General features: G+C 74.8%; 27 protein-coding genes. 11 read left to right on the forward strand and 16 right to left on the reverse strand.

Features of this window, described 5'->3' with window-relative positions; genetic code table 11:
* The 3 genes from VER05_RS13605 to VER05_RS13615 form a co-directional block, all read left to right on the forward strand.
* On the forward strand, window positions 1-534 hold a 534-nt coding region (locus tag VER05_RS13605), incomplete at its 5' end, for a transporter substrate-binding domain-containing protein (RefSeq protein ID WP_324845876.1).
* A 90-nt stretch (window positions 535-624) separates the two neighbouring features.
* Entirely contained in the window at window positions 625-1275 is a 651-nt protein-coding gene (locus VER05_RS13610; RefSeq protein WP_324845877.1) for an amino acid ABC transporter permease, read from the forward strand.
* Complete coding sequence (locus VER05_RS13615) at window positions 1272-2171, forward strand: amino acid ABC transporter permease (protein ID WP_324845878.1); 900 nt, start codon at window positions 1272-1274, stop codon at window positions 2169-2171. Before VER05_RS13610 ends, VER05_RS13615 begins: the two co-directional genes overlap by 4 nt.
* Window positions 2172-2261: 90 nt before the next feature.
* On the opposite strand, the gene rny is transcribed toward VER05_RS13615, so the two are convergent.
* The 10 genes from rny to VER05_RS13665 form a co-directional block, all read right to left on the reverse strand.
* Window positions 2262-3854, reverse strand: a complete 1593-nt coding sequence (gene rny / locus VER05_RS13620; RefSeq protein WP_324845879.1) for a ribonuclease Y — start codon at window positions 3852-3854, stop codon at window positions 2262-2264.
* A 219-nt stretch (window positions 3855-4073) separates the two neighbouring features.
* The gene (locus tag VER05_RS13625; RefSeq protein ID WP_324845880.1) at window positions 4074-5297 is read right to left on the reverse strand and encodes a RecX family transcriptional regulator; all 1224 of its coding nucleotides are present in this window, start codon (window positions 5295-5297) and stop codon (window positions 4074-4076) included.
* On the reverse strand, window positions 5297-6337 hold the full coding sequence (gene recA / locus VER05_RS13630; protein ID WP_166938790.1) for a recombinase RecA: 1041 nt from the start codon (window positions 6335-6337) through the stop codon (window positions 5297-5299). The genes VER05_RS13625 and recA overlap by 1 nt, the downstream gene beginning before the upstream one ends.
* A gap of 247 nt (window positions 6338-6584) precedes the next feature.
* Window positions 6585-7418 carry an MBL fold metallo-hydrolase gene (locus VER05_RS13635; RefSeq protein WP_324845881.1) on the reverse strand — a complete coding sequence of 278 codons (834 nt, stop codon included), beginning with the start codon at window positions 7416-7418 and terminating at the stop codon, window positions 6585-6587.
* Window positions 7419-7467: 49 nt separating this feature from the next.
* A complete protein-coding gene (locus tag VER05_RS13640; protein ID WP_324845882.1) occupies window positions 7468-9726 on the reverse strand; it encodes an alkaline phosphatase family protein in 2259 nt (752 codons plus the stop codon).
* Window positions 9727-9798: 72 nt separating this feature from the next.
* Window positions 9799-10035, reverse strand: coding sequence for a DUF3046 domain-containing protein (locus tag VER05_RS13645; protein WP_324845883.1), 237 nt, complete (start codon window positions 10033-10035; stop codon window positions 9799-9801).
* Between the two features lie 50 nt (window positions 10036-10085).
* Window positions 10086-11207: a tyrosine-type recombinase/integrase gene (locus VER05_RS13650; RefSeq protein ID WP_324845884.1), complete on the reverse strand. Its 1122-nt coding sequence runs from the start codon at window positions 11205-11207 to the stop codon at window positions 10086-10088.
* 20 nt (window positions 11208-11227) lie between these two features.
* On the reverse strand, window positions 11228-11818 hold the full coding sequence (locus VER05_RS13655) for a DUF2510 domain-containing protein (protein WP_324845885.1): 591 nt from the start codon (window positions 11816-11818) through the stop codon (window positions 11228-11230).
* Between the two features lie 12 nt (window positions 11819-11830).
* Window positions 11831-12064: a DUF3263 domain-containing protein gene (locus VER05_RS13660; protein WP_324845886.1), complete on the reverse strand. Its 234-nt coding sequence runs from the start codon at window positions 12062-12064 to the stop codon at window positions 11831-11833.
* Entirely contained in the window at window positions 12061-12405 is a 345-nt protein-coding gene (locus VER05_RS13665; RefSeq protein WP_324845887.1) for an ImmA/IrrE family metallo-endopeptidase, read from the reverse strand. Before VER05_RS13665 ends, VER05_RS13660 begins: the two co-directional genes overlap by 4 nt.
* Window positions 12406-12427: 22 nt before the next feature.
* Between VER05_RS13665 and VER05_RS13670 the strand changes: the two genes are divergently transcribed.
* From VER05_RS13670 to VER05_RS13680, 3 genes are all read left to right on the forward strand, one after another.
* A complete protein-coding gene (locus VER05_RS13670) occupies window positions 12428-12622 on the forward strand; it encodes a hypothetical protein (protein WP_324845888.1) in 195 nt (64 codons plus the stop codon).
* Window positions 12623-12689: 67 nt separating this feature from the next.
* Window positions 12690-13088 carry an HNH endonuclease gene (locus VER05_RS13675; protein ID WP_324845889.1) on the forward strand — a complete coding sequence of 133 codons (399 nt, stop codon included), beginning with the start codon at window positions 12690-12692 and terminating at the stop codon, window positions 13086-13088.
* A gap of 146 nt (window positions 13089-13234) precedes the next feature.
* Window positions 13235-13480, forward strand: coding sequence for a hypothetical protein (locus VER05_RS13680; protein ID WP_324845890.1), 246 nt, complete (start codon window positions 13235-13237; stop codon window positions 13478-13480).
* Window positions 13481-13537: 57 nt separating this feature from the next.
* Here the strand turns inward: VER05_RS13680 and VER05_RS13685 are convergent, their stop codons facing one another.
* Window positions 13538-13945 (reverse strand): hypothetical protein, encoded by a 408-nt coding sequence (locus tag VER05_RS13685; protein ID WP_324845891.1) that lies wholly within the window; start codon window positions 13943-13945, stop codon window positions 13538-13540.
* The gene (locus VER05_RS13690) at window positions 13942-14559 is read right to left on the reverse strand and encodes a DUF433 domain-containing protein (RefSeq protein WP_324845900.1); all 618 of its coding nucleotides are present in this window, start codon (window positions 14557-14559) and stop codon (window positions 13942-13944) included. Before VER05_RS13690 ends, VER05_RS13685 begins: the two co-directional genes overlap by 4 nt.
* A gap of 162 nt (window positions 14560-14721) precedes the next feature.
* Here VER05_RS13690 and VER05_RS13695 point away from each other — a divergent pair, with 162 nt between their 5' ends.
* The 3 genes from VER05_RS13695 (at window position 14722) to VER05_RS13705 (ending at window position 16921) form a co-directional block, all read left to right on the forward strand.
* On the forward strand, window positions 14722-15723 hold the full coding sequence (locus VER05_RS13695) for an ATP-binding protein (protein ID WP_324845892.1): 1002 nt from the start codon (window positions 14722-14724) through the stop codon (window positions 15721-15723).
* A 405-nt stretch (window positions 15724-16128) separates the two neighbouring features.
* Window positions 16129-16521, forward strand: coding sequence for a hypothetical protein (locus VER05_RS13700; protein ID WP_324845893.1), 393 nt, complete (start codon window positions 16129-16131; stop codon window positions 16519-16521).
* A 46-nt stretch (window positions 16522-16567) separates the two neighbouring features.
* Entirely contained in the window at window positions 16568-16921 is a 354-nt protein-coding gene (locus VER05_RS13705; protein WP_324845894.1) for a DUF6221 family protein, read from the forward strand.
* Between the two features lie 171 nt (window positions 16922-17092).
* On the opposite strand, the gene VER05_RS13710 is transcribed toward VER05_RS13705, so the two are convergent.
* Window positions 17093-17530 carry a hypothetical protein gene (locus VER05_RS13710; protein WP_217615488.1) on the reverse strand — a complete coding sequence of 146 codons (438 nt, stop codon included), beginning with the start codon at window positions 17528-17530 and terminating at the stop codon, window positions 17093-17095.
* Window positions 17527-17886 carry a hypothetical protein gene (locus VER05_RS13715; RefSeq protein ID WP_324845895.1) on the reverse strand — a complete coding sequence of 120 codons (360 nt, stop codon included), beginning with the start codon at window positions 17884-17886 and terminating at the stop codon, window positions 17527-17529. The genes VER05_RS13710 and VER05_RS13715 overlap by 4 nt, the downstream gene beginning before the upstream one ends.
* Window positions 17887-18074: 188 nt before the next feature.
* On the opposite strand from VER05_RS13715, the gene VER05_RS13720 reads away from it, so the two are divergent.
* Complete coding sequence (locus VER05_RS13720; RefSeq protein WP_324845896.1) at window positions 18075-18347, forward strand: DUF1905 domain-containing protein; 273 nt, start codon at window positions 18075-18077, stop codon at window positions 18345-18347.
* 151 nt (window positions 18348-18498) lie between these two features.
* On the opposite strand, the gene VER05_RS13725 is transcribed toward VER05_RS13720, so the two are convergent.
* Both VER05_RS13725 and VER05_RS13730 read right to left on the reverse strand, forming a co-directional pair.
* Window positions 18499-18687, reverse strand: a complete 189-nt coding sequence (locus VER05_RS13725) for a hypothetical protein (RefSeq protein ID WP_324845897.1) — start codon at window positions 18685-18687, stop codon at window positions 18499-18501.
* A 293-nt stretch (window positions 18688-18980) separates the two neighbouring features.
* A complete protein-coding gene (locus VER05_RS13730; protein ID WP_324845898.1) occupies window positions 18981-19463 on the reverse strand; it encodes a hypothetical protein in 483 nt (160 codons plus the stop codon).
* Between the two features lie 111 nt (window positions 19464-19574).
* Here VER05_RS13730 and VER05_RS13735 point away from each other — a divergent pair.
* Window positions 19575-23423, forward strand: a 3849-nt coding sequence (locus VER05_RS13735) for a DEAD/DEAH box helicase (protein WP_324845899.1), incomplete at its 3' end; no start/stop codon positions are given.

The following is a 23423-nucleotide window of genomic DNA, read 5'->3' on the forward strand; positions in this document are numbered from 1 at the left end:
GAGTCCGGCCAGGTCGACATCGTCGTCGCGACCTACACGATCAACGACGAGCGCAAGCAGGTCGTGTCGTTCGCCGGCCCGTACTACGAGGCCGGCCAGTCGATCCTCACGCTCGCCGACAACGAGGACATCCAGGGCCCCAACGACCTCGCGGGCAAGAAGGTCTGCACCGTCTCCGGCTCGACGCCCGAGGCGAACCTGCTGGAGAACTACCCCGACACCGAGGTCGTGCCGTTCGGCGCGTACTCCGACTGCCTCGAGCCGCTGCGCGGCGGTCAGGTGGACGCCATGAGCACCGACAACGTCATCCTCGCCGGCTTCGCCGCCGACGACCCGGCGTTCGAGGTGCGCGGCGAGCCGTTCACCCAGGAGCCGTACGGCATCGGCCTGGCGCTCGACGACACCGACTTCCGGATGTGGATCAACGACGTCCTCGAGCAGGCCTACGAGGACGGCACGTGGACCGAGGCGTGGGAGGCGACCGCCGGCACCGTGCTGCCGACGCCCGAGCCGCCGGCCGTCGACCGGTACTGACGGCCCGGCGCGGCGCCCGGGGGCTCCGGCCCCCGGGCGCCGCCCGCCCCGCGTCGCCCCCGTCGTCCCCCCGAAGGCAAGGACCCCCGCGTGGACCTGATCGCCGACAACCTGCCGGCCTACCTGAGCGGCTTCCGCGTCACCCTGCAGCTCACCGCCCTGTCCGGGGCCATCGCCCTGGTCTGGGGCACCGTGCTCGCCGCGATGCGCGTCTCGCCGCTGTCGACGCTGCGGGGCATCGCGGTCACGTACGTCGAGCTGCTGCGCAACACGCCGCTGACGCTGGTGTTCTTCTTCCTGGTGTTCGTGGCGCCGCAGTTCGGCGTGCTGCCGCCGCTGGGCTTCTGGACCGCGGTCATCGCGCTGTCCGCCTACACCTCGGCGTTCGTCTGCGAGGCGGTCCGCTCCGGCATCAACGCCGTCCCCGTCGGCCAGGCGGAGGCGGCCCGCGCGATCGGGCTGACCTTCGGGCAGACGCTCGGGCTCGTCGTGCTGCCGCAGGCCGTGCGGTCGGTGATCCCGCCGCTGATCAACGTGCTCATCGCCCTCACCAAGAACACCTCGGTGGCGGCCGGGTTCGCGGTCGTCGAGCTCCTGGCCTCCGGTCGCCGGATCGCCCTGGCGAACCCGTCCGAGGCCACGCTGGCGCTGGTCGGTGTCGGGCTGTTCTACCTGGTCATCACCATCCCGGCCGGCTACCTGGCCGGGGTCCTCGAGCGGAAGGTGGCGTTCGCCCGATGAGCACCGTCCTGTACGACGAGCCCGGACCCGTCGCCCGGCGGCGCGAGCGGATCGGCTCCGTCGTCGGCGGCCTGCTGGTCGTCGCCCTGCTCGTGCTGGCGTTCCGGTACGCCGACGACCGCGGCCTGTTCGGCGCCGACCGGTGGGACGTGCTCTACGACCCGCCCAAGAACCAGTCCGCCGAGGCCGTGTGGACGTCGATGGTCGTCCGCGGCCTCGGCGCCACCCTGCGCGCCGCCGTCGTGGCCGCGCCGCTCGCGCTCGTGCTCGGGCTGCTGCTGGCGATGTGGCGCACCACCCGGATCGCCTGGCTCCGCGCGCCCGCGACCGTCGTCATCGAGCTGTTCCGCGGCCTGCCCGTCCTGCTCATGATGCTGTTCGGCCTGCTCGGCTTCGGCTGGGACGCGTTCGCCGCCGTCGTGTTCGGCCTGACGGTCTACAACATGGCGATCATCGCCGAGATCCTGCGCGCCGGCCTCGCGTCGCTGCCGAAGGGCCAGACCGAGGCCGCGTACGCCATCGGCCTGTCGCGGTGGCAGACGCTGCTGCTCGTGCAGCTGCCGCAGGCGGTGCGGACCATGCTGCCGAGCCTGATCGCGCAGCTCGTGGTGCTGCTCAAGGACTCCTCGCTCGGGTTCATCGTCGGGTACCCGGAGCTGCTGAAGGCGATGCAGAACAACGCGCAGTACTTCGGGCAGAAGTACTACGTGGCGCTGTTCGTCGTCGGCGCCGGGATCTACCTGATCGTGAACATCTCGCTGACCCGGCTGGCGGTGTGGCTCCAGCGCCGCGGCGGGTCGAAGACCTCGGGCAAGGTGGACCGCGACCCGACGGTCACGACGGTGACCGCGAACGCACTCGGTTCGACTGCCGCGGGCCACGACCACACCCGCTGACCCGCTTCCCGTCGAGATAGGACCATTCCGCCGAGATAGGACCGCCCCCGGTCCTACCTCGGCGCGGGGGTCCTATCTCGGCGAAGGGTCTCAGCCCGCGGTGGCGCTCGCGCGGACCTCGCGGACGACGGTCACCTTGATCTCGCCCGGGTAGGACAGGTCGTGCTCGATGTGCCGGGCGATCTCCACCGCCAGCCGGCCGAGCTCCGTGTCCGGCACCGCGCTCGGTTCGACGACCACCCGCATCTCGCGGCCGGCCGCCATCGCCAGCGCCCGGCGGACGCCGGCGTGGCCCGCGACGAGCTCCTCCAGCTGCTCCAGGCGCTCGACGTGCTGGTCGGTGTCCTCGCGCCGCGCGCCCGGGCGGGCCGCCGACATCGCGTCCGCGACCTGCACGAGCACCGCCTCGACGGTCTCCGCGGGCACCTCGTCGTGGTGCGCGGCGATGCCGTTCACGACGGCCTCCGACTCGCCGTGCCGGGCCGCCAGGGCGGCGCCGACCTGGGCGTGCGTGCCGGGCACCTCGCCGGTGAGCGCCTTGCCGAGGTCGTGCAGCAGCGCCGCGCGGCGCGCGACGTCGACGTCCGCGCCGATCTCCGCGGCGACCTGCGCCGCGATCAGGGCCGACTCGACCAGGTGCTCCAGCACGTTCTGCCCGAACGACGTGCGCAGCCGCAGCCGGCCGAGCACCCGCACCAGCTCGGGGTCCAACCCGCGCACGCCCGCGCGCTCGGCGGCGGCGTGCCCGGCCTCGTCGGCCCGGTCGTCCGCCCCGGCGAGCGCCTCGGCGTACGCCGTCTCGATCCGCTGCGGGTTGATCCGGCCGTCCGCCATCAGCGCCTCGAGCGCGACCTGGGCCACCTCGCGCCGGTCGGCGTCGAAGCAGGACAGGACGACGGTGCCCGGCGTCTCGTCCACCAGCACGTTCACTCCGGTCAGCGCCTCGAACAGCCGGATGTTCCGGCCCTCCTTGCCGATGATGCGGCCCTTCATCTCGTCCGAGGGCAGCGCGAGCAGCGTCACGGCCGCCTGGCTGCTCGTCGGGACGGCGGCGCGCTGCGCGGCGGTGGCGAGCACCCGGCGGACCCGGGCGTCGGCGGTGCGCCGGGCCTGCGCCTCGACCCGGCGGACGGTCGCGGCCGCCGCGGTCTGGGCCTCCGCGGTGAGCTGGCGCAGCAGCTCGGCGCGCGCCTCGGCGGCCGTCAGGCCGGACGTCGCCTCCAGGCGCTCGGCGGCCTCCTGGCCCGCGGCAGCGAGGCGGTCGGTCGCCCGGCGCTCGGTCTCGGCCACCTGGTCGGCGGCGGCCCGCTCGGCCTCGGCGGCGACCCGGGCGGCCTCGCGCTCCGCCGCTGCCAGCCGCTCGGCGGCGGCCGTCGCGGCGGTGGCCGCCTGCTCGGCCGCCTGCCTGCGGAGGTCGGCGGCCGCGTCGTTCGCGGCGCGGGCGGCGCGCTCCTGCTCGGTCGCCGCGCGCTCGGCGGCGGCCGCGTTCTCCTCGCGCTCGGCCGCGCGGGCCTCGCGGCGCTGCGCGTCGGCCAGCGCGGTGCGGGCCTCGTCACGGATCGACTGCACGTCGTCCTGGGCCTGGCGGCGCACGGCGGCGGCCTCGCGGCGGGCGAGCAGCACGAGCACGAGCGCGACCAGGCAGGCGGCGAGCAGTCCCACGACGATCGCCACGTCCTGCATGCGTCCACACTCCCGGTCCCTGTGCTGCTGCTGGCCCGGGGCGGCGGTGCTGCGTCCCGGGGTTGTCCCGCGGCGCCGGCTGCTGCCCGGTGCCCGTGGCACGCGCGCGTCCGGTCGGGACGGCGCGGGTCGGCGGGTGCGGGTCGACGACGGCGCGAGAGGACCCATTCTTCCCCATGCGGGTGACCGGACCTGCGAGGTCGGGCGCGCGGCGGCGCGTCAGGCCGAGCCGAGCCCGCCCGGCCAGCCGTCGCCGTCGTCCGCGCCCTCGGCGTCGAGCTCCTCGCGCACGACCCGCGACACCAGCGAGCCGCCGTACCCCCGGCGCCCCAGCGCCCCGTACGCGCGGCGGAGCCGGACCTCGCGGTCGAGCCCCCGGGTCGCGCGGAGCTTCTTGCGGGCGAGCGCGCGCGCCGCCTGCTCCTCGTCGGCGTCGTCGACCTGCTCCAGCGCCTCGCGGGCCACCTCGTCGTCGACGCCCTTGCGGCGCAGCTCCATCGCCAGGGCCCGGCGGGACATCCCGCGCTCGGCGTGCCGGCTGCGGACCAGGATCTCGGCGTACGCGGCGTCGTCCACCAGGCCGACCTCGGTGAACCGGTCGAGCACGCGGTCCGCGACGTCGTCGGGCACGTCGCGCTTCGCCATCGCCTCGGCGAGCTGGGCGCGGCTGCGGGGGGCGGCGGTGAGCTGGCGGAGGGCGATGGCGCGGGCGACCGACTCGGGGTCGGGCTCGGCGTCGGTCGCGGCGGCACCGGCCTCCGGCGGCTCGGTCGCGGGCGCGCGGCGGCGTCCGGCGGTGGAGCGGCGCGTGCCGGCGCGCCGACCGGACCCGCCGGACCCGGCCGACCTGCCGCGCGCTTCCGAGGCGGGCACGTCCGCCGCGCCCGCCTCCGCCACGCCTGCCTCCGGCGTGCGCACCTCCGCGGTCGGGCGGGGACGTGCCGTCGCGGCTCCCGGGCCGTCGTCGTCCGGCGCCGGCCCCGCCGCCGTCCGGGCGCCGCCGCTGCGCGCGACGATCTCGGCGAGGCGCGCGGCGACGGCCGCGACCTCCGGCGACTGCTCGTGCGCGGGATCGGCACCGCCGCGCGGACGCCGTCGAGCGTCCTTCGTCGCCCCGGTCGGCGCCGCTGCGCGGGGGCGCGCGGGCTCGTCCGTCCCCGCGGACGCGAGAACGGGCTCGTCATGCCACACGGCCGCCGGGGCCGGCGCGTCGTCGTCCCACACCGACGCCGGGCGCGGGGCGTCGTTGTCCCACACCGACGCCGGGGCCAGCGCGTCGTCGTCCCACACGGACGCCGACGACTCCGGCCCCGCCCAGGCGGACGCGTCGCCGTCGGACAGGTCGTCCCACGCCGACTCGCCCGCCGAGGCGGTGTCGAGCCACGCCGAGCCTCCCCCGGCCGCCTCCGGTTCGGCGGCGGCCGGGTCGTGCCGGGTCGACATCAGAAGTCGACCTTCACCTCCGCGCCGGCGGGCGCGTCGACCTTGGCACCGATGCCGAGCTTCTCGAGGATCTTCTTCTCGATCTCCGCGGCGAGGTCCGGGTTGTCGCGCAGGAACCCGCGCGCGTTCTCCTTGCCCTGGCCGAGCTGGTCGCCCTCGTAGGTGAACCAGGAGCCGGACTTCCGGATGAACCCGTGCTCGACACCCATGTCGATGAGGCCGCCCTCGCGGGAGATGCCGACGCCGTACAGGATGTCGAACTCGGCCTGCTTGAACGGCGGCGCCATCTTGTTCTTGACGATCTTGATCCGGGTCCGGTTGCCGACGGCGTCCGAGCCCTCCTTGAGCGTCTCGATGCGGCGGATGTCCATGCGGACCGAGGCGTAGAACTTGAGCGCCTTGCCACCGGTGGTGGTCTCGGGCGAACCGAAGAACACGCCGATCTTCTCGCGCAGCTGGTTGATGAAGATCGCGGTGGTGCCGGACGCGTTGAGCGCACCGGTGATCTTGCGGAGCGCCTGGGACATGAGGCGGGCCTGCAGACCGACGTGGCTGTCGCCCATCTCGCCCTCGATCTCGGCCTTCGGCACGAGCGCCGCGACCGAGTCGATGACGATGATGTCGATCGCGCCGGAGCGGATCAGCATGTCCATGATCTCGAGCGCCTGCTCGCCGGTGTCCGGCTGGGAGACGAGCAGCGCGTCGGTGTCGACGCCGAGCTTCTTGGCGTAGTCCGGGTCGAGCGCGTGCTCCGCGTCGATGAACGCGGCGATGCCGCCCTGGCGCTGGGCGTTGGCCACGGCGTGCAGCGCGACGGTGGTCTTGCCGGAGGACTCGGGGCCGTAGATCTCGACGATCCGGCCCTTCGGCAGGCCGCCGATGCCGAGCGCGACGTCGAGGGCGACGGAGCCGGTCGGGATGACCTCGACCGGGGCGCGGCCGTCGTCGCCGAGACGCATGATCGAGCCCTTGCCGAACTGGCGGTCGATCTGGCTGAGGGCGGCCTCGAGAGCCTTCTCGCGGTCCTGGGGTGCGGGCATGGTGTTCCACCTCGTGCGTCTCGTGCAGCCTCGCGCTGCGCCGGCAGGGCTGGTCTCGTGTGTCGTGCGCTGACGCTATGCCCGACCACCGACATGGACCCCGGCCCCGTCCACAGCCCGCGCGGTCCGCCCCGCTGGGGACGACCACGCCGGCCGCACCCGGACCCGCGGCGCGCCAACGAACCCACTGTACCGAACACATGTTCGACCGGCGCCGCACCGACACGCCCGGCGCGCCGCGCCCCGGTCAGCCCGCCGCACCGCCCGGACCACCGCCTGCCGGCGACACCCCCGGCTCCCCCAGCCGCACCGCCTCCCCCGGCGCGAGCAGCACCGGCTCCACCTGCGCCCTCCGCGCCAGCGCCCGCGCGAACGCCGGCCCCGCGCGGTCCATCCACCCCGGCGGCAGCCGCCGGGACGCGGGCGCGTGCAGCGTCCCCCAGTGCACCGGGACCGCCCACCGCACGCCGACGGCCTCGCACACCTCGGCCGCCTGGTGCGGGTCCATGTGCCCGCCGGACAGCCGCGGGCCCCACCCGCCGACCGGGACCAGCGCCAGGTCGATCGGGCCGCCCGCGAGGTCCGGCAGCCGGCGCATCTGCGGGTAGGGCGCGGTGTCGCCGGCGAACCAGACGCGCAGCCCCGGCGCGACGACCAGGAAGCCGTGCGCGCCGTTCGGGCGGTGCGGCATCGGGCGGTGGCCGTGCTCGGCGCGCACCGGGCGCACGCGGACCGGGGTGCCCGGGACGGTCCACCACTCGTCGGCGCCCAGGCCGACCGCGCGCATCCCCTGCCGGGCGAGCCAGTGCGCGTTGGCCCGGGCCGCGAGCACGGGGACGTCGCCGAGCATCCGCAGCGAGCCGATCTCCGCGTGGTCGTGGTGCAGGTGCGACACGAGGACGGCGCTGGCGCCGGCCCAGTCCTCGGGGTGCGGCGCGGGGGCACGGCGGCGGAGCAGGCCCGCGTGCGGGCGCAGCAGCGGGTCGGTGACCAGCCGCGCGCCGCCGACGTCGAGGACGACCGTCGCGTGCCCGAGCCAGCGCAGCGTCGCGCCCGCGCCGGTCGGGTCGCCCGCGGTCACCGCCGGGCCCCGCGGCGGCCGCGACGCCGGACCTCCGCGGCGGCCTCGGTCACGGCGCGCGCTCCCCGGCCGCAGGCTCGCCCGCTACCGGCCCCCGCGCCGCCGGCCCGCCCGCCGCCGGCCCGCCCGCCGCCAGACCGCCCGCCAACGGCTCCCCCGCCGCCTCGGCCTCGTCGTCCGCCGCCCGCCGCGTCGCCGTGCGCCGCAGCCCGAGCCCGGTCGCCCACCGCAGCAGCTGCTCGTGCACTCGGTCCGCCCCGACGGGCATGCGCCGCCCCTCGACGTCGGCCAGCAGGTCGTCGTCGAGCGCGAGGTCCGCGGGGTGCAGCAGCACGGCCCGATTCTGCGCACCGCCGAGCCCGCCGTGCGACCCGACCTGCCCCTCGAACGCGTGCACGTGCCCGTCCGCGGAGACGTCCGACAGCACGACCAGGTCGCCCACGTGGTCCAGCCGCCCGAGCCGCCGCAGGTCGTCCGCCGCCTGCCCGCCGTACCGCGCCACCGGGTCCACCCCGTCGATCGCGGGGCCGCCGCCGGTCCGCTCGAGCCACGCGACGCCGCCCGGGCCGACTGCCGCCAGCCCGCGCGCCGCGGTGTCGACGACGACCAGCCCGATCCCCGGCGTGCCCGCCAGCCCGCGCACGAGCCCGGGCCAGCGCTCCTCGACCTCCTCGAGCACCAGGCGCCGACCGGCCCGCGGGAACCACACCATCCCGAGGTTGCCGGAGCCGGCGACCGCCACGTCCGGCGACACCGCACCGTCCGCACCGGGCCCGGGCGCGTCGCCGTCGCGGCCGTCCCGCCGGTCCCGCCCCTGCGGACCCAGCACCCGCGACCGCTCGTCGCCGCGCCGCGCCGCGGTCGAGCTGAGGAACGCGTTCAGCGGTCCCCACTCCTCGTCGTCGGTGCTCGCCTGCACGGCGTCGACCCCGGGTCCGGCCATGTGCCCGCGCACGACGTCGACCAGCGGCCGACCGGCGACCTGCTCGAACGTCGCACCGAGCGACTGCCCGTGGTCGGAGAGCACGACGACCCGGTAGTCCCGCGGCGCGGCGGCCGCGACCCGGACCAGCGTGTCCAGCACCCGGTCCAGGCCCTCCAGCGCCCGCATGGACTCCGGGCGGGTCGGGCCGGCGTGGTGCGCGATCTCGTCGTAGTCGACCAGGTCGACGAAGACGACCGGGGCGCCGCGGACCAGCTGCTCCGCGACCACCGACGTCGCGAGGTCCCGCAGCAGCACGTTCGTCACGCCCCGGAGCACCACGTACCAGCCGCGGCGCGGCACCCGCGGGCGCACGTCGCGCACCCGCTGCCGGCGGCCCTGGTACAGCTCCTTGACCATCTCCCCGACGGTCAGCGTCACCGCGCGCGCCAGCACGAACGGGCTCGCGAAGAACCGCAGGTACGACGTCCCCGGCCCGATCCCGCGCCGGGCCTGGCTCATCACGAGGTGCTGCCGCTCCGCGTCGCCGGAGAACATCGTCGCGACCGCCGCGCCGCCGTCCGCGAGCAGCCCGCGGCCGTCCGACAGCCGACGCTCCACCAGGGCGGCGTCCTCCGGGTGGTTGGTGACCACCAGCCGGCCGACCTCGCGGTCCCACCACCGGAACGAGCAGATCGCGTCCGCGGCGCCGTGCAGCAGCCCGGCCTGGCTGGCCGGCGTCGTCGACGGCGCCTGCGCCCACCACTCCCGGACCACGTGCGTCCCGTCCGCGACCCAGCGGGCCATCGTCGGCGCGAGCCCCGCGTCGACCGCCTGGGCCAGCACGGGCGCGGCGACGCCGTCGAGCTGCACGACCAGCAGCCCCGGCGGCCGCTCGTCGGGCACCGCGCCGCCGCCCTCCCCGGCGCGGCGGGCGTGCGCCCGGGCCCGCCGCAGCACGTCGCCGACCACGTAGTCGGAGTCGGACGCGCCCCACACCCACCGGCCGACCGCCATGACCACGGCCGCGATCACGAGCACCTGGACGACCGCCCACGGGTTCGTCACGTGCAGGCCGGGCAGCAGCGTCAGCGCCAGCCACGCGACGAGCACCTGCGCGGCGAGTCCCGCGACCAGCGCGCCCATCGCCCCGCCCACCCGGGCGAGCAGCCGCAGCGGCGGCCGCAGCACCAGGTCGCCGACCGCCACCGCGAGCGCCGCCAGCAGCACCGAGCCGGGGTTGGAGGCGCTGACCCCGTCGACGACCGCGATCGCGACGCCGAGCCCGAGCGCGGTCGTGACCAGCCCCAGCAGGGCGTCGCCGACGTCGCTGAGCGTGACCGACCACCAGCCGGGCTGCGGGCGGTGCGGGTCGTCGGGCGACACCCCCTCAGCCTGCCACGCGAGCGCGCGCGCCGGGCGACCCGTTGCGGGTGGGCCGCGGGGCCGCCGCCGAGGTCAGGAGCGCGGGGGCGGGGCCTGGCGGTACTGGTCCGAGCCCCAGCGCCGCGCGTCCGGGATGTCGAGCTCGTCGCACAGGGCGTGCCACACGTCGCGCGGGTCGATGCCGGCGTCGAGGGCCTGCTCGGGGGTCCGGTCGCCGAGGCGCTGGAGCACGAGCTCGTGCGTGAGCACGCGGCCGTGGGCGCTGCCGAGCACCTCGTCGACCAGCTGCCAGAACTCGCGGTACCGCACAAGACCCTCCTGACCTGCGTCGATGTCCGGCTGGGGGCTCTGTGGGGGCTCTAGGCCGCGTCTGGTAGCCGGATCAGGCCGTCGGTCGCGTCGCGCATGCGCTCGTCGTCGTCAGCCCACAGATGAGCGTACGTGCGCAGCGTCTCGATCGCGTCCTTGTGACCCAGGCGGTGGGCGACCGCGACTGGCGACGAGCCGCGGGCGATGAGCAGCGACGCGTGGTAGTGCCGCAGCTCGTGCCACCCGCTCCCCCGCGGGATCCCGACCGAGTCCGCTGCCGGGCGGAACACCGAGGACGCGAGCGGGCGCGTCATCGCCCCTCCACGCTCCGTGCGCAGCACCAGCCCCTCGCCCGGGTCGCCGAGCGACTTGAGCGTCTCCTCGCCGACGCTGATGTTCCGGACCGACGACGGCGTCTTCGGCGGGCCCCACAGCGGCTCGTGGGTCCGGGTGGAGATCATCTGCCGATCGACTCGGATGATCGCCCCGCCAGCCACCGGCGTGACCCGGTCCCACGTCAGGCCGCGCAGCTCCCCGGACCGCATGCCCGTCGCGGCGCCGAGCACCGCCATCCGCTGGTACTCGTAGGGCAGCGCGTCTGTGAGTTCCTGGACCTTCGCGGTGGTGAGCGGAACCACGGGCACGACCTCGACGCGCGGCAGGTTGATCCGCCGGCACGGGGTGACCGGGATGCGCCGCTCGTCGACGGCGAGGGAGCAGATCCCGACGAGGTAGACGTAGGCGACATGGATCGTCGAGGGCGCGAGACCATCCGCCGTCCAGCCGGACACCGCTGCCTGGATGACGGTCCGGTCCAGCGCGGAGAGCCGCCGATCGCCGAGGGTGGGCAGGATCGTGTTGTCGAGGCGCCGCCGGATCACGTCGAGCGACGTGGCGCGCTGGTGCACCTGCTCCTGGAACCAACGCTCGGCGACGTCCCCGAGGGACACGAGCGCCCGCTCGGGCGCGATGTAGGTCCCGGAGCGGAGCTCGACTCCGACGTGGTCGAGGTGCGCCTCGGCGGCGTCCTTCGTCTTGAAGGCTCGCTTCCGGCGCCGTCCGTCGTTCTCGTGCCAGACCGCGAGCCAGCGTGACCCCTGGCCGTGGCGGGGGCTCTTGACCTTCCGGCCGTTCGGGCCGGGGACCATCCACCGGTCCTCGACGTGCGCCACGCGCTACCTCCTCCTAGCTGTCATGAGATCTCCGGGCACTTCCAGCCGATCGAGTAGCCGATGAACTGGTACGACTCTTGCTCGGTCAACCCGCTCGTCGAGGCGAAACCCATAGCGAGATCAGTCGTCGATCCGGTGGGTAGCGATCGGAGCGCGTCACAGACGGCGGTCGACTGGCTCTCGATCCACTCATCTGACATCGAAGCCATCGCAGGCACCGCCTCGCGGATCAAGGCGAGAGCACTGACCGCGGCCGCGTCTGCGCCGCTCGAGGTCTCCGGCTGGACGGGGTCCGGGGTCTCAGTGACAGTCACCGTGGGCGCCGGCGCCGGGGCAGCCTCAGGCTCGGGAGCCGAACCTCCGGCCCCCAGCAAGTACCCCGCCACTCCCCCGACTGCGAGCGCTCCCGCGAAGCCAGCCGCTAGGAGCACGCGTCGAGCGCCGCGCCGCGATGAGGGGTCGGGCTGCCGCGCGGTGCTCCGGGAAGCGACCTCACCCAGCACTGGTGCGGGCGCGTGCGGACGGCGTTCCGTCCACTGATTCCCGTCCCACCAGCCGACCATGGTCGGGTCGGTCGGGTCCTGGTACCAGCCGGGTTCCGGCGCGCTCATGTCTCCCCCTCGCTACGCAGCGCGCCGTCGGTGGCGCTGCCGATTACGGACCGCGCGCGCTCGGGCGAGCGCGGCGGGTGCGTACTCCCATGCATCGGCACGGTCCAGCAGCCCGTTGAGGACCTGGTAGTGCCGGGTCGGTGTCATGCCGAGGTCGCGGATCGCGTCCTCCTTGGTGCCGGCGTGCTTCCACACCCGGCCCTCGAGGTCGAGGACGGCTCGTTCGCGGTCGGTCAACTCGGTCACGCGCCGCGCTCCTCTCGATCGAGTCGGCTCTGAATGTGGTCCCGCTCAGCGTCGGTCAGCTGCGCAAGGCGGCGCCGGAGCACGGGCACCGTCACTCCAAGGTGCTCCGCGACCATCTCCGGGTCGAGAGGGTGGACGCACAGGGCGTCGGCGATCACGCCCACGTCCTCCAAGAGGCGTGCGGCCGCGATCTTGTCGGCCTCGTTCTCCTGGCGCCGCCCAAACCACCCGCCGAGGGGCCGGTGCGTCCGGTCCATGTGGACGAGCTCGTGCGCGAGAGCGCAGCGCCGTCCGATGGCGTCCAGCCCACGGTCGAGCAGGATGACGCGCTCGGAGGACACCCAGGCGCCCTGAGCCGGAGCGATGTCGCTTCGGTGGATCAGGACGTCCGGGTATCGCTCCCAGGGCGTCACCTACGACCTCGGCGTCGCGCTCCTGGCCGCCCTGCCCGCGTTCGTCGTGTCCGTCGCCACGCATCATGGCCTGCTCAAGCCCACCGGGATCAGCGCCGCGGCGCAGTCGGTCGGGTCGGGGTCGCGCAGTGGCGCCGAGGCGTAGGCCCCCGGAGGAGCGGTTCTGGGCCAAGGTCCGCCGAGGCCCGGGCTGCTGGCTCCGGACCGCGGCCGTGGACAAGGACGGCTACCCGATCTTCCAGGCTGAGCCGACCCTGACGCGGAGGGGCACGCGCTGGCTGTGGGAGCACCTGCACGGCTCGATCCCCGCCGGCCAGGTCATCTGCCACCGATGCGACCGTCCGTCGTGCGTCCGCCCCGACCACCTGTTCCTCGGGTCGGTCACGGAGAACAACCACGACCGCGACCGGAAGCTCCGACAGAGCCGGCACGAGGAGCACCCGTTCGCGCGTCTGACCGCGGACCAGGTAGCGGAGATCAGGGCCATGGCGGGGCGGGAGACCCATCGCGAGATCGCCGCCCGCTACGGAGTCAGTCGCCAGGCGGTGAGCGCCCTGCTCGGCGGAAGAACATGGAAGCCGGACGACCCGGCAGAGAGGTTGGTGGCCTGATGCACCCGTGCCCGTCGTGTAGCCGGGAGTGGCCGTCGAAGCTCGCGGCCGCGGAGTGCTGCGACCCCGCGTGGGAGCCGGACCGCGCCGCGGCATAGGACCGCCTCGGCGTTCAGGGCGCGTCCGGTCGTGCCGATGATCCAGCCATGACCGACGGATGGCGCACTCCCGATCGCCCGCTGATCGACCTGCTCCCGGACCCCCGGCCGGCGAAACGCCGCCGAGTCACGGGGTCGCGCCGCCGCCGCTACGTCGCCGGGAACCGCCCGAGCCGCAAGGTCGCGCCCGCGCCGCCGCAGCAGCGCAAGACGCGTCCATGGGCATGGTGGTCGCTCGGCGTGATCGGTGCCCTGGCGCTGGCCACTCGAGTCGCGGGGGCAATGCAGGGCTGAGCGCACGCGACAGCGCCCCCGTCCTCCTCCGGGAGGGCGGGGGCGCTGTCGTCGTTGCTACAGCGGCTCCTGCGATTCGAAGACGCTGCCCCGTGACGCGAGGCGGTAGGCGGTCGGCTGCGACGGCCAGCTGTGCATGATCGCGCCGATCGCGGGGAGCACCACGGCCAGCTGCTCGGCGATGAGACGCGCACCCCGCTCGTCGAGTTCGGGAACCCCCACCCACGAGAGTCCGGCCGTAGCGAGCGCCGCACGCTCCGCCGGGTTGATGTCGATCTGTGCGTGGTCCTTCGTCACGATCAGGTCGAACCCACGGTCTCCGAGGTACGGGATGAGATCGAGGTCGAGGGCCCCACCCTGGTTCTCCTGCTGCCACGAACGGAACTGGACGTCACGGCGGTACACCGCCGACAGCGGCGGCACGAGACCCGGACTCAGGTTCTCGTCGATGTAGACCTGCCTCACGCGCCGAGAGCCTCCACGCGTTCGGCGAACTCGACGGCGTCGCGCGCCGCGGCCGGAGACACGGACGGGTAGAACGCCTGCACGTCCTCTGGGAAGACGGTCTCGTTGTCGACGAGCCTCGCGACGTCGTCGTAGGGAACGCGCGTGCCCTCGATCGTGGGCCATCCACCCACTCGGCCCGGCGCCACCTCGAGGTGAGCGGACGGCCGGGCGAAGTCGGCCACACGCTCGTCCTTGAAGTTCCGGAACTCGCTCAGCATGTCGTCGAACGTGAACAGGCTGGTCTGCCCGCGGCGGCGCAGGATGTCGATCGCCTCACCGGACTCGGTCCCGAGGTACACGGTCTCTCCGTCGGTGCCGAACCGGTACTCGCTGGGGTGGACGACCGCATCCATGACGTCGGGTATCCCGAGCATCGCCTTGTGCACCTTCTGGCTGGACAGGTGCGCTCGCAGGTACGCCACCGAGCGGATGAGGACCAGGTCGCGGAACGAGTACAACGGCGGCCTGAACGGGCGCACCTCGGGAACGACCAGACCAGAGTCGCGCCAGTGGCGCAGCTGCGCGGGGGTCGCGCCGGTGAGCGCGGCCGCGAGCGGAAGCGGGAACGCCATCGGGATCACCCCCGTTCTGTGCCGATGTCGCGTTCAGCATGACAGGTCCGAGACGATCCGGACGTGTAGTTGATCGGCCAGTTCGCCGTGCCTCTTGAGGGGTGCGATCGGCGGTCGGCGCTGCAACGTAGGGAGTCGCCGCGTGCTGGCACGCTGGTCGTCATGAGCGAGCACGACCCGCGGCTGACCGGGCACGCCTGGTCGAGCCTGGACGACAGCACGGAGTGGTGGCCGGCGCTCCCCCGCCGTGTCGGTGGCGCCGCGGACGATGACGAGGTGCACGACCACGACCTCACCCACGCCGTCCCCGGCGGCATGGACCGCGTCCGCTCCACCCCGCCCGCTGCTGAACGCGCAGCCCGTCCCGCCCGGCGTGCACCACGACGTCGACCAGCCCATCCCCGTGACCGTCACCCTGCGATGGGAGACCGAGTGTCGGACCTGCGCTCGCGCCTGGCCCATCTGCCGTGCCGTCGCGGCACATCGACGGGCGAGCCCGGCTCGACATCCGCGCCGGGTGCGGCATTGCAACGTTGCGACCGGCTACTCGTCTCGCGGGTCCGCCAGATGCCGGATCCGCTCGGGAGTGTGATGCTGGACCCAACCGTCGTCAGCCGGCTCGACTCCCGGCGGTCGCACCCCCGGACGCATCCGGCGTGGGGTGCGCCGAGGAGCGGGGAGCCAGCGATGGGTACCGAGGGCTCGGACGTCCACGTCCTGCTGCAGGATCTGGACGGTGACCGCGTCAAGTGGTGGCGCGAGTCGTTCGGTGACCATCCGGCCCAGACGGAGATCGAGCTGCGGGTACCCGCGCACCGCGGCGTCGTGTGGATCGCGCGGCACTGGATCACCGACCGTGCCAGAGACAGCGGCGTCGCGGCGCATCTCCAGCTCGACATCGCTCTGCTCACGAGCGAGCTGGTCGGGAACGTGCTCGTCCACGGCTGCGGCGGTGAGCTCGAGGTCCGGTACCGCGAGACCAGCGGCCGGGTCACGGTGGAGGTGTCCGATACCGAGCCGAGCCCACCGGTGCTGCGGGACACGAGTCCGCTGACCGTCGGAGGCCAGGGGCTGCGCCTGGTCGATCTCCTCGCTGCGAGCTGGGGGCACCGTGCACGACCCGGCACGCCCGGCAAGACCGTGTGGTTCGCGATCGAGCCGTGACACGGCGAGTTGCCGGCTCGTTCGACCAGAGCACCGATCTCGGGCCAGCGATCGTGTCCTCCCCCAGCTGCTCTCCGCACGGGTGCTGAGGGCCGCGACGCCGCGCGATAACGCGGGCCCGGGCTGATCCGGAGCCGTTCTCACCCGGGGGCGGGTACGTCGGCCGGTCTGAGGCGTAGTCTGGGGGGCAGCCCGGCAGCGACCTCATCTTTCGTGGTGCGCCTCGTCCCGGATCGTTTGTTCGGAGGGCGTCATGCCCGTCCCGTCCGCATTGCCCGCCCATCCCGCGACCATGGCCCGGCGCCGACGGCTCACGCACGCCGCCGGCGCCAGACACTGCTCCGACGCGATCGCATTCGAGTGACCACGGTCCCGTCTGGAGGAGACCGCCGACCTGCAGGATCGGTGCCTGCGCAGGGCGGGCAGCTGCATGACCTTCTCCGCGTATGGGCGCGCGGGATCGATGCGCTCGAGGCCGCAACGGAGCTGCTGATCCGTGCGGGCCTGGCTGGGCCGACGCACCCATGGGTATGCCGGGCGCCAGGGCGCGCAGACGGCCGGGGCGTCGCGTGGATCGACTTCGCGGCCGTCTCCGCGTACGTGGGTCCGATGTCGCCCTCCGAGCGGCGGGTGCTGCTGTTCGCCGCGTCGCTGTCCGATGTCGACGCGGCCCCGGCCGTGCGGCTGGGCGACCTGACCCGCGTGGGGCCCCGGCGACTGGAGCTGCTGTCCGCAGCGCTGCGCCACGCCGGCGGCCAGCGCGACGCCTGGCGGGAACGGGCACGCGCAGGCGGATGAGAACGACCACGTGCCGCAGAGATCCCGATCCGAGGACGCCCCTTCGATGACGCTCACGGCTTTCCTACTCGAGCGCATCGCCGAGAGCGAGGCTGCCGCCCGTCGTCAGCTGCAGGGCGGCGGTCACGGCAGACCCCGCCATGGAGCGGATCGAACGGACGACGCCGTCTACCGCAGGGATCCCGCGGACCCGGTGCGCGTCCTGGCCGAATGCCGCGTCCGGCGGGAGCTCATCGTCCTCGCGGACGAGGCGACGGGCCTCGACGAGACCGTGGACATGGAGCGCGAGGCCGGTTCGCGGCACGACAGCGGCGTGCACTACGTCGGTGACCGGATCCTGCGCGCCATGGCGTCGCTGTACGAGGGGCACCCCGACTTTCGACCGACCTGGCGGGCCTGAGCGGCAGGCCGTGCTCGCCCTCACGTCGACGGGATGGTCGTGGTCGGCGCGCGAGCTCGTCCGCGGACCCCCTGCGTCCGCGGACGAGCCGAGCAGCGTGCACTGTGGCGCGGCCGCCGGCGCCTCGGATCGAACGGGCTCGACCCGGATCGCGCCGTCGAACGGCGACGCCTACTCGAAGACGATGCGGTCCACGGACCGCTGCACGTCGACCGCGCGGTCCGCCTCCACGGACTGACGCGCGGTCGCTGCGGCCGCTCGCTCGTCGCGCTCACGGGCGACGGCACGCCCGACGTCGGTCAGCATCAGCGCGATCTCGTGCGCGAGCCCGTCCTCGAGCTGCTCGAGGCTGGTGCGGCCGATGAGCAGGCGCCTGTCCGAGACTTGCAGCGTCACCTGCGGGTAGCCGCGCTCGGTGAGCCGGCGGACGGTCTCCGGCCCCTCGATCGCGGTCTTCTCGGGCACCGACACCTGGCGGGAGAACACGGCCGGGACCGTGTACTGCGTCGGCGCCTGGCTCGTTCCGAGCAGCGCAGGCAGGGCGCTGGTCAGGATCGACGCGAGCCGGAGCGGCTGCTCGCCGGTGGCGAGCTCGCCGTAGGCGGTCACCGTCGTGCTCCGGTCGGGTGGCCGCTGGCGGCACGGCGGCGGAGCTGGCCGATGCGCAGAGAGGCGAAGGCCAGGACCACGATGCCCACGCCTAAGCCTGCGATGAGCAGCGTCAGCGCAAGCGGAGCTGTCCCGGTCATGCCGAGGAAGGAGACCGCCACGGGGCCGGTGTTCTGCAGCATGAACACGACGAGCGCGACCAGGAACAGGACGCCGACGCAGATGCCGAACCATGCGGCGCTCGTGCGGGTTCCCGAGGCCCGGGTGGGCTCGGTGGGGCGAGGTGCCCGGACCGTGGGCTCGAGGGGCTGCCGGCTGCGGGCGGGTGTGGAGTGGGAAGCAGGCTGGACGGGCATGACGCCCTCCGATGCTGGATCCGGGTCGTCGCCTCACTGGGAGGTCCTCGACACCGGGCTGATCAACAGTCTACGCCCGCAGCCTCGGTATTGACGTGCCAGTTCCAAGCCCGTGTCTGGGGCTGCGGCGTCGGGGCGGACGACGGGACGGCCGCGAAGAAGGCGGGACGCCGCATACGCTCGGTGGCATGGGCGAGAAGTACCTGAGTTTTCAGACGACGATCGGCGTCGACATCAAGGGTGAAACCTGGAGTTGCGTCGAGATCCCCGGCTCTGCGGAGTTCTTCGGCACCGGCAAGTCCGTCAGAGTCGACGCGCGAGTGGATGACGTCGCGTTGGAGAACGTCGGGGCGATGGTGACAGGGACGGGAGGCCACATGGTGTCGCTCAGCGCGAAGGTCCGCAAGGCACTGGGCAAGGGCATCGGTGACACCGTCAACGTGACCATCGTCGAGCGGTAGCGCAGGGAGTCGCGGGAGCGCTGGGTGAGCAGCTGCGGACTGAGCGCCGTGCTCCCGCGACGGATGGGCAAAGCTGTTGCCTGGGTGAGATGGCCGACCTGCGCGTGATGACCGGCGCCGTGTGGCTCCCGGTCGAGGACATCGAGCGTCGCTAGCGACGCACCCGGCGGCGGATGGCCTGCCAGAGCATCTCGTCGACGTCCCGAGCCTGAGGGCACGTGAGGATCGCGTGGAGCTCGGCGGCCGCCGGCCAGTCGGTCTCGCCCCACCAGGCGCGGCGCGCGGTGAGCAGGAGGCCGAGCACGTTCGGGGGTAGGCCGGCGGCGATCGCCCGGTCCATGGCGGCCGCGGCGGCGGCCTGCTGGGCCGGTGTGCGGCGGGGGCTGGCGGGGGTGTCCGTGGGGCTCCTTGGGGGCTCCGCGTTCCGGTTGATCGGCGTTAGTGCTGGTCAGCGCTGGTGAGCCCTGAGCCCCCAACAGCCCCCGGATTTCACCAGTCGCAGCGGTGAAAGTGCAGGTCAGAGGCCGAATCGGTCCGGGCGGCGGCACAGAACTCGCGGTACCGCACCTCGCGCTCCCTCCCGTCCGCGTCGTGGACCTGCGAGCGTACGCGTGCCGGGGACGAGGTGGGCCGTCAGTCCTCCGCCACCGGCAGCGACAGCAGCCACCCCGACATCGGGTGCCGCATCGTCACCTGCGCCCGGTACACCCGCCCCGCGTCCCCCGACCCGACCCGCACCTCCAGGTCCGACGGCGCCGGGCTCCCGACGAGCGCCGCGACCACGTTCCCGAGCACCCCGCGCACCCGCGGCCGCCGCCGCGCGCGACCACCGCCGCCGCCCCCGAGCAGCGCGTCGACCACCATCGCGGTGTCCCGGCGCGGCACCTCCAGGGTCGCGACGTCCTCGACGTGCACCTCGTCCTGCCCGTCCCGGTAGAGCCGGACCTGCAGGTCCGGCGTCCCCGCGAGCACCACCACGAGCGGGGACCGCTCGGCGCCCTGCGCGTCGTCCTCCCACGGGTCGGCCTCGGGGACCGGCGCCGGCGCGCGGCCGTGGCGCGCGCCGGCCTCCCAGAGCGCTCGGACCGCGGCCTGCGTCGCCTCGTCGATCGGCATGCCCCCGATCCTGCCGTGCCGCGCACCGCGCCCGCAGCCGTTCGCCCAGCGCGCAGCCGCGGACCCGCAGGTGAGGGCGCGCGTGTCGGTGCCCCGCGACAGAATGGCGCGGTGACACCTCCCCCGACCGCCGGCGGCCCGACCGGCGCCGACGTCCTCGGGCGGTTCTCCGAGCCGACGCAGGACTGGTTCCGCGGCGCGTTCGCCGAGCCGACCGCCGCGCAGGCGGGCGCGTGGGACGCGGTGTCGACCGGCCGGCACGCGCTGGTCGTGGCGCCGACCGGGTCCGGCAAGACGCTCGCGGCGTTCCTGTGGGCGCTGGACCGCATCACCGCGGAGCCGGCCGACGCCGACGCCGACCCGCTGCAGCGCTGCCGGGTGCTGTACGTGTCGCCGCTCAAGGCCCTGGCCACCGACGTCGAGCGCAACCTGCGCTCCCCGCTGGTCGGCGTCCGGCAGGCCGCGACCCGCCGGGGGCTGACGCTGCCCGACGTGCAGGTGGGCGTCCGCACCGGTGACACCCCGCCCAACGAGCGGCGGCAGTTCGCGACCAAGCCGCCGGACATCCTCATCACGACGCCCGAGTCGCTGTTCCTCGTGCTGACGTCGGGCGCGCGCGCCGGGCTGTCGGGCGTGCGGACGGTCATCCTCGACGAGATCCACGCCGTCGCGGGCACCAAGCGCGGCGCGCACCTCGCGGTGTCGCTGGAGCGGCTGGACGCGCTGCTCGACCGGCCCGACGGGCCCGGACCGGCCCAGCGGATCGGGCTGTCCGCCACGGTCACGCCCGTCGACCGGGTGGCGGCCTTCCTCAGCGGCGGCCGCGCCCCGGCGGACGGCGGGCGCGAGGTGGTCGTGGTGCAGCCGCCGTCGACCAAGGAGATCCGGGTCGACGTGGTCGTGCCCGTGCCCGACCTCACCGACCTCGGCGCGCCGCTGCCCGACGACGGCAGGTCCCGCGGGCCCAAGCCGGTCGTCGACGACGAGCTGCCGCCGCTCGCGCCCGGCGAGGCCGACCTCACCGGGCAGGCCGCCGGCTCCGGGGCGCCCCGGCCGTCGATCTGGCCGCACGTCGAGGAGCGCGTCGTCGACCTGGTCGCCGACCACCGGTCCACGCTGGTGTTCACCAACTCCCGCCGCGGCGCCGAGCGGCTGACCGCCCGGATGAACGAGGTGTGGGCCGAGCGGCAGGGGGAGGACGTCCCCGACCCCGGCACGCTGTGGGCCGCGCAGGCCAACGCGCAGTCCGGGACCGCCGTCGGCGTCGACGCCCGCGACGCGGACACGATCATCGCCCGCGCGCACCACGGGTCGATGAGCCGCGCGGAGCGCACCCGCACCGAGTCCGAGCTCAAGGCCGGCCGGCTGCCCGCGGTGGTGGCGACCAGCTCGCTGGAGCTCGGCATCGACATGGGCGCGGTCGACCTGGTCGTCCAGGTCGGCGCGCCCCCGTCGGCCGCCAGCGGGCTGCAGCGCATCGGCCGCGCGGGCCACCAGGTGGGCGCGGTGTCGCACGGCGTGGTGTTCCCGACGTTCCGCGGCGACCTCGTGCCCGCCGCCGTGACCGCGCTGCGGATGCGCGCCGGGCAGATCGAGCCGCTGCACGTGCTGACCAACCCGCTCGACGTGCTCGCGCAGCAGGTCGTCGCGATGGTGGCGCAGGAGGACTGGACGGTCACCGAGCTGGCCGCGGTCGTCCGGCGGTCCGCCCCGTTCACGACGCTCGGCGACGCGACCCTGCGCGCGGTGCTCGACATGCTGGCCGGCCGGTACCCGAGCGAGGAGTTCGCCGAGCTGCGCCCGCGCATCCTGTGGGACCGCGCGACCGACGTGCTCAGCGCCCGCCCCGGTGCCCTGCGGCTCGCGGTGACCAGCGGCGGCGCGATCCCGGACCGCGGCCTGTACGGCGTCTTCCTGGCCTCCGGCTCCGAGACGGCCGACGTGCCGGTCGACCCCGAGCGGTCCGGCGGGCGCACCCGCGGCGGCAAGCGGGTCGGCGAGCTCGACGAGGAGATGGTCTACGAGTCGCGCGTCGGCGACACGTTCACGCTCGGGTCCAGCACCTGGCGGATCGAGGACATCACCCCGGACCGCGTGCTCGTCACCCCCGCCCCGGGCGTCCCCGGGCGGCTGCCGTTCTGGAAGGGCGACTCCCAGGGCCGGCCCGCCTCGCTCGGCCGCGCGATGGGCGCGTGGTCCCGCGAGGTCGCCGACCTGCCGGACACCGAGGCGCGCGAGCGGGTGACCGCCGCGGGGCTCGACCCGTGGGCCGCGGACAACCTGCTCGGCTACCTGCGGGAGCAGCGGGACGCGACCGGCGCCCTGCCGAGCGACGTCACCGTGGTGGTCGAGCGGTTCCGCGACGAGCTCGGCGACTGGCGCGTCGTCGTGCACTCGCCGTACGGCGCGCGGGTGCACGCCCCCTGGGCGCTGGTGCTCGGCGCGCGGCTGCGCGAGCGGTTCGGGGTCGACGCCGCGGCGATGCACGCCGACGACGGCATCGTGCTGCGCCTCCCCGACATGCTCGCGGCGACCGCCGACCCGGTGGGCGACCTGCTCGGCTGGACCGCGCCCGACTCGTGGTCGGCCGACGGCTCCCCGTCCAGCCCCGGCGGCCTCACCGACGCGGCGCCGGTCGACGCGGCGGACCTGCTGATCGAGCCCGACGAGGTGGCCGACGCCGTCCGCGAGGAGCTCGGCGGCTCCGCGATGTTCGGCGCCCGGTTCCGCGAGGCCGCCGCCCGCGCACTGCTGCTTCCCCGCCGCCGGCCCGACCGCCGCCAGCCGCTCTGGCAGCAGCGGCAGCGGTCGGCCCAGCTGCTCAGCGTCGCGTCCCGGTACCCGGACTTCCCGATCCTGCTCGAGGCCGTGCGCGAGTGCCTGCAGGACGACTTCGACATCGACGCGCTGGTCGAGCTCATGCGCGACGTGTCCGCCGGGCGGGTGCGGGTCGTCGAGGTCACCACCACGCGGCCGTCGCCGTTCGCGCAGTCGCTGCTGTTCGGCTACACCGCGCAGTTCCTCTACGACGGCGACGCCCCGCTGGCGGAGCGCCGCGCCGCCGCGCTGACCCTCGACCCGACGCTCCTGGACGAGCTGCTGGGCGGTGGCGGCGGGTCGCAGATCGCCGACCTGCTCGACCCCGACGCCGTCGTCCGCACCGAGGCCGAGCTCACGGCCACCGACCCCGACCGGCAGGCCCGCACCGCCGAGCAGGTCGCCGACGTGCTGCGCCGGCACGGGCCGCTGCCGCTCGCGGGGGTCGAGGCGCGCACCCGGGAGGACGTGCGGGACGACGTCGCCGGCTGGCTCGCCGACCTGGAGCACGCGCGCCGGATCATCCGCGTGCGGATCTCCGGGGTCGCGCCCGCCGACGCGGAGCAGTGGGCCGCCGTCGAGGACGCCGGCCGGCTCCGGGACGCTCTGGGCGTCGCGCTGCCCGTCGGGGTGCCCGAGGTGTTCACCGAAGTGCTGCCCGACCCGCTGGGCGACCTCATGCGCCGGCACGCCCGGACGCACGGGCCGTTCACGGCGGCGCAGGTCGCGGGCCGTTTCGGTCTCGGCACCGCGGTGGTGCAGGCGGCGCTGCGGCCGCTGGAGCGGGCCGGCGTCGTCGTGCAGGGCCGGCTGCGGCCGGACGCGCTCGGCGGGGTGGGCGACGAGTACTGCGACGCCGACGTGCTGCGCACCCTGCGCCGGCGGTCGCTCGCGGCGCTGCGCTCCGAGGTCGAGCCCGTGCCGCAGGTCGCGCTCGGGCGGTTCCTGCCGGCGTGGCAGCACGCGATCGGGCGGTCGGCGCCCGGCGCGCTGCGGGGCGTCGACGGGCTGGCGCGTGCCGTCGAGCAGCTCGCGGGCGCCGTCGTGCCGGCGTCCGCCCTGGAGTCGCTCGTGCTGCCCGCCCGCGTGCCGGACTACAGCCCGGCGCTGCTGGACGAGCTCACCGCGTCCGGCGAGGTGCTG

Source organism: Cellulomonas sp., from assembly GCF_035634735.1.
Taxonomy (GTDB): domain Bacteria; phylum Actinomycetota; class Actinomycetes; order Actinomycetales; family Cellulomonadaceae; genus Cellulomonas.

Coding starts and splice junctions, on each gene's coding strand:
- VER05_RS13615 (WP_324845878.1), top strand. CDS start 1,272: ATGAGCACCGTCCTGTACGACGAGCCCGGACCCGTCGCCCGGCGGCGC.
- rny (WP_324845879.1), bottom strand. CDS start 3,854: ATGCAGGACGTGGCGATCGTCGTGGGACTGCTCGCCGCCTGCCTGGTC.
- VER05_RS13625 (WP_324845880.1), bottom strand. CDS start 5,297: ATGTCGACCCGGCACGACCCGGCCGCCGCCGAACCGGAGGCGGCCGGG.
- recA (WP_166938790.1), bottom strand. CDS start 6,337: ATGCCCGCACCCCAGGACCGCGAGAAGGCTCTCGAGGCCGCCCTCAGC.
- VER05_RS13655 (WP_324845885.1), bottom strand. CDS start 11,818: ATGAGCGCGCCGGAACCCGGCTGGTACCAGGACCCGACCGACCCGACC.
- VER05_RS13670 (WP_324845888.1), top strand. CDS start 12,428: ATGTCGCTTCGGTGGATCAGGACGTCCGGGTATCGCTCCCAGGGCGTC.
- VER05_RS13680 (WP_324845890.1), top strand. CDS start 13,235: ATGACCGACGGATGGCGCACTCCCGATCGCCCGCTGATCGACCTGCTC.
- VER05_RS13690 (WP_324845900.1), bottom strand. CDS start 14,559: ATGGCGTTCCCGCTTCCGCTCGCGGCCGCGCTCACCGGCGCGACCCCC.
- VER05_RS13695 (WP_324845892.1), top strand. CDS start 14,722: ATGAGCGAGCACGACCCGCGGCTGACCGGGCACGCCTGGTCGAGCCTG.
- VER05_RS13705 (WP_324845894.1), top strand. CDS start 16,568: ATGACGCTCACGGCTTTCCTACTCGAGCGCATCGCCGAGAGCGAGGCT.
- VER05_RS13715 (WP_324845895.1), bottom strand. CDS start 17,886: ATGCCCGTCCAGCCTGCTTCCCACTCCACACCCGCCCGCAGCCGGCAG.
- VER05_RS13720 (WP_324845896.1), top strand. CDS start 18,075: ATGGGCGAGAAGTACCTGAGTTTTCAGACGACGATCGGCGTCGACATC.
- VER05_RS13725 (WP_324845897.1), bottom strand. CDS start 18,687: ATGGACCGGGCGATCGCCGCCGGCCTACCCCCGAACGTGCTCGGCCTC.
- VER05_RS13730 (WP_324845898.1), bottom strand. CDS start 19,463: ATGCCGATCGACGAGGCGACGCAGGCCGCGGTCCGAGCGCTCTGGGAG.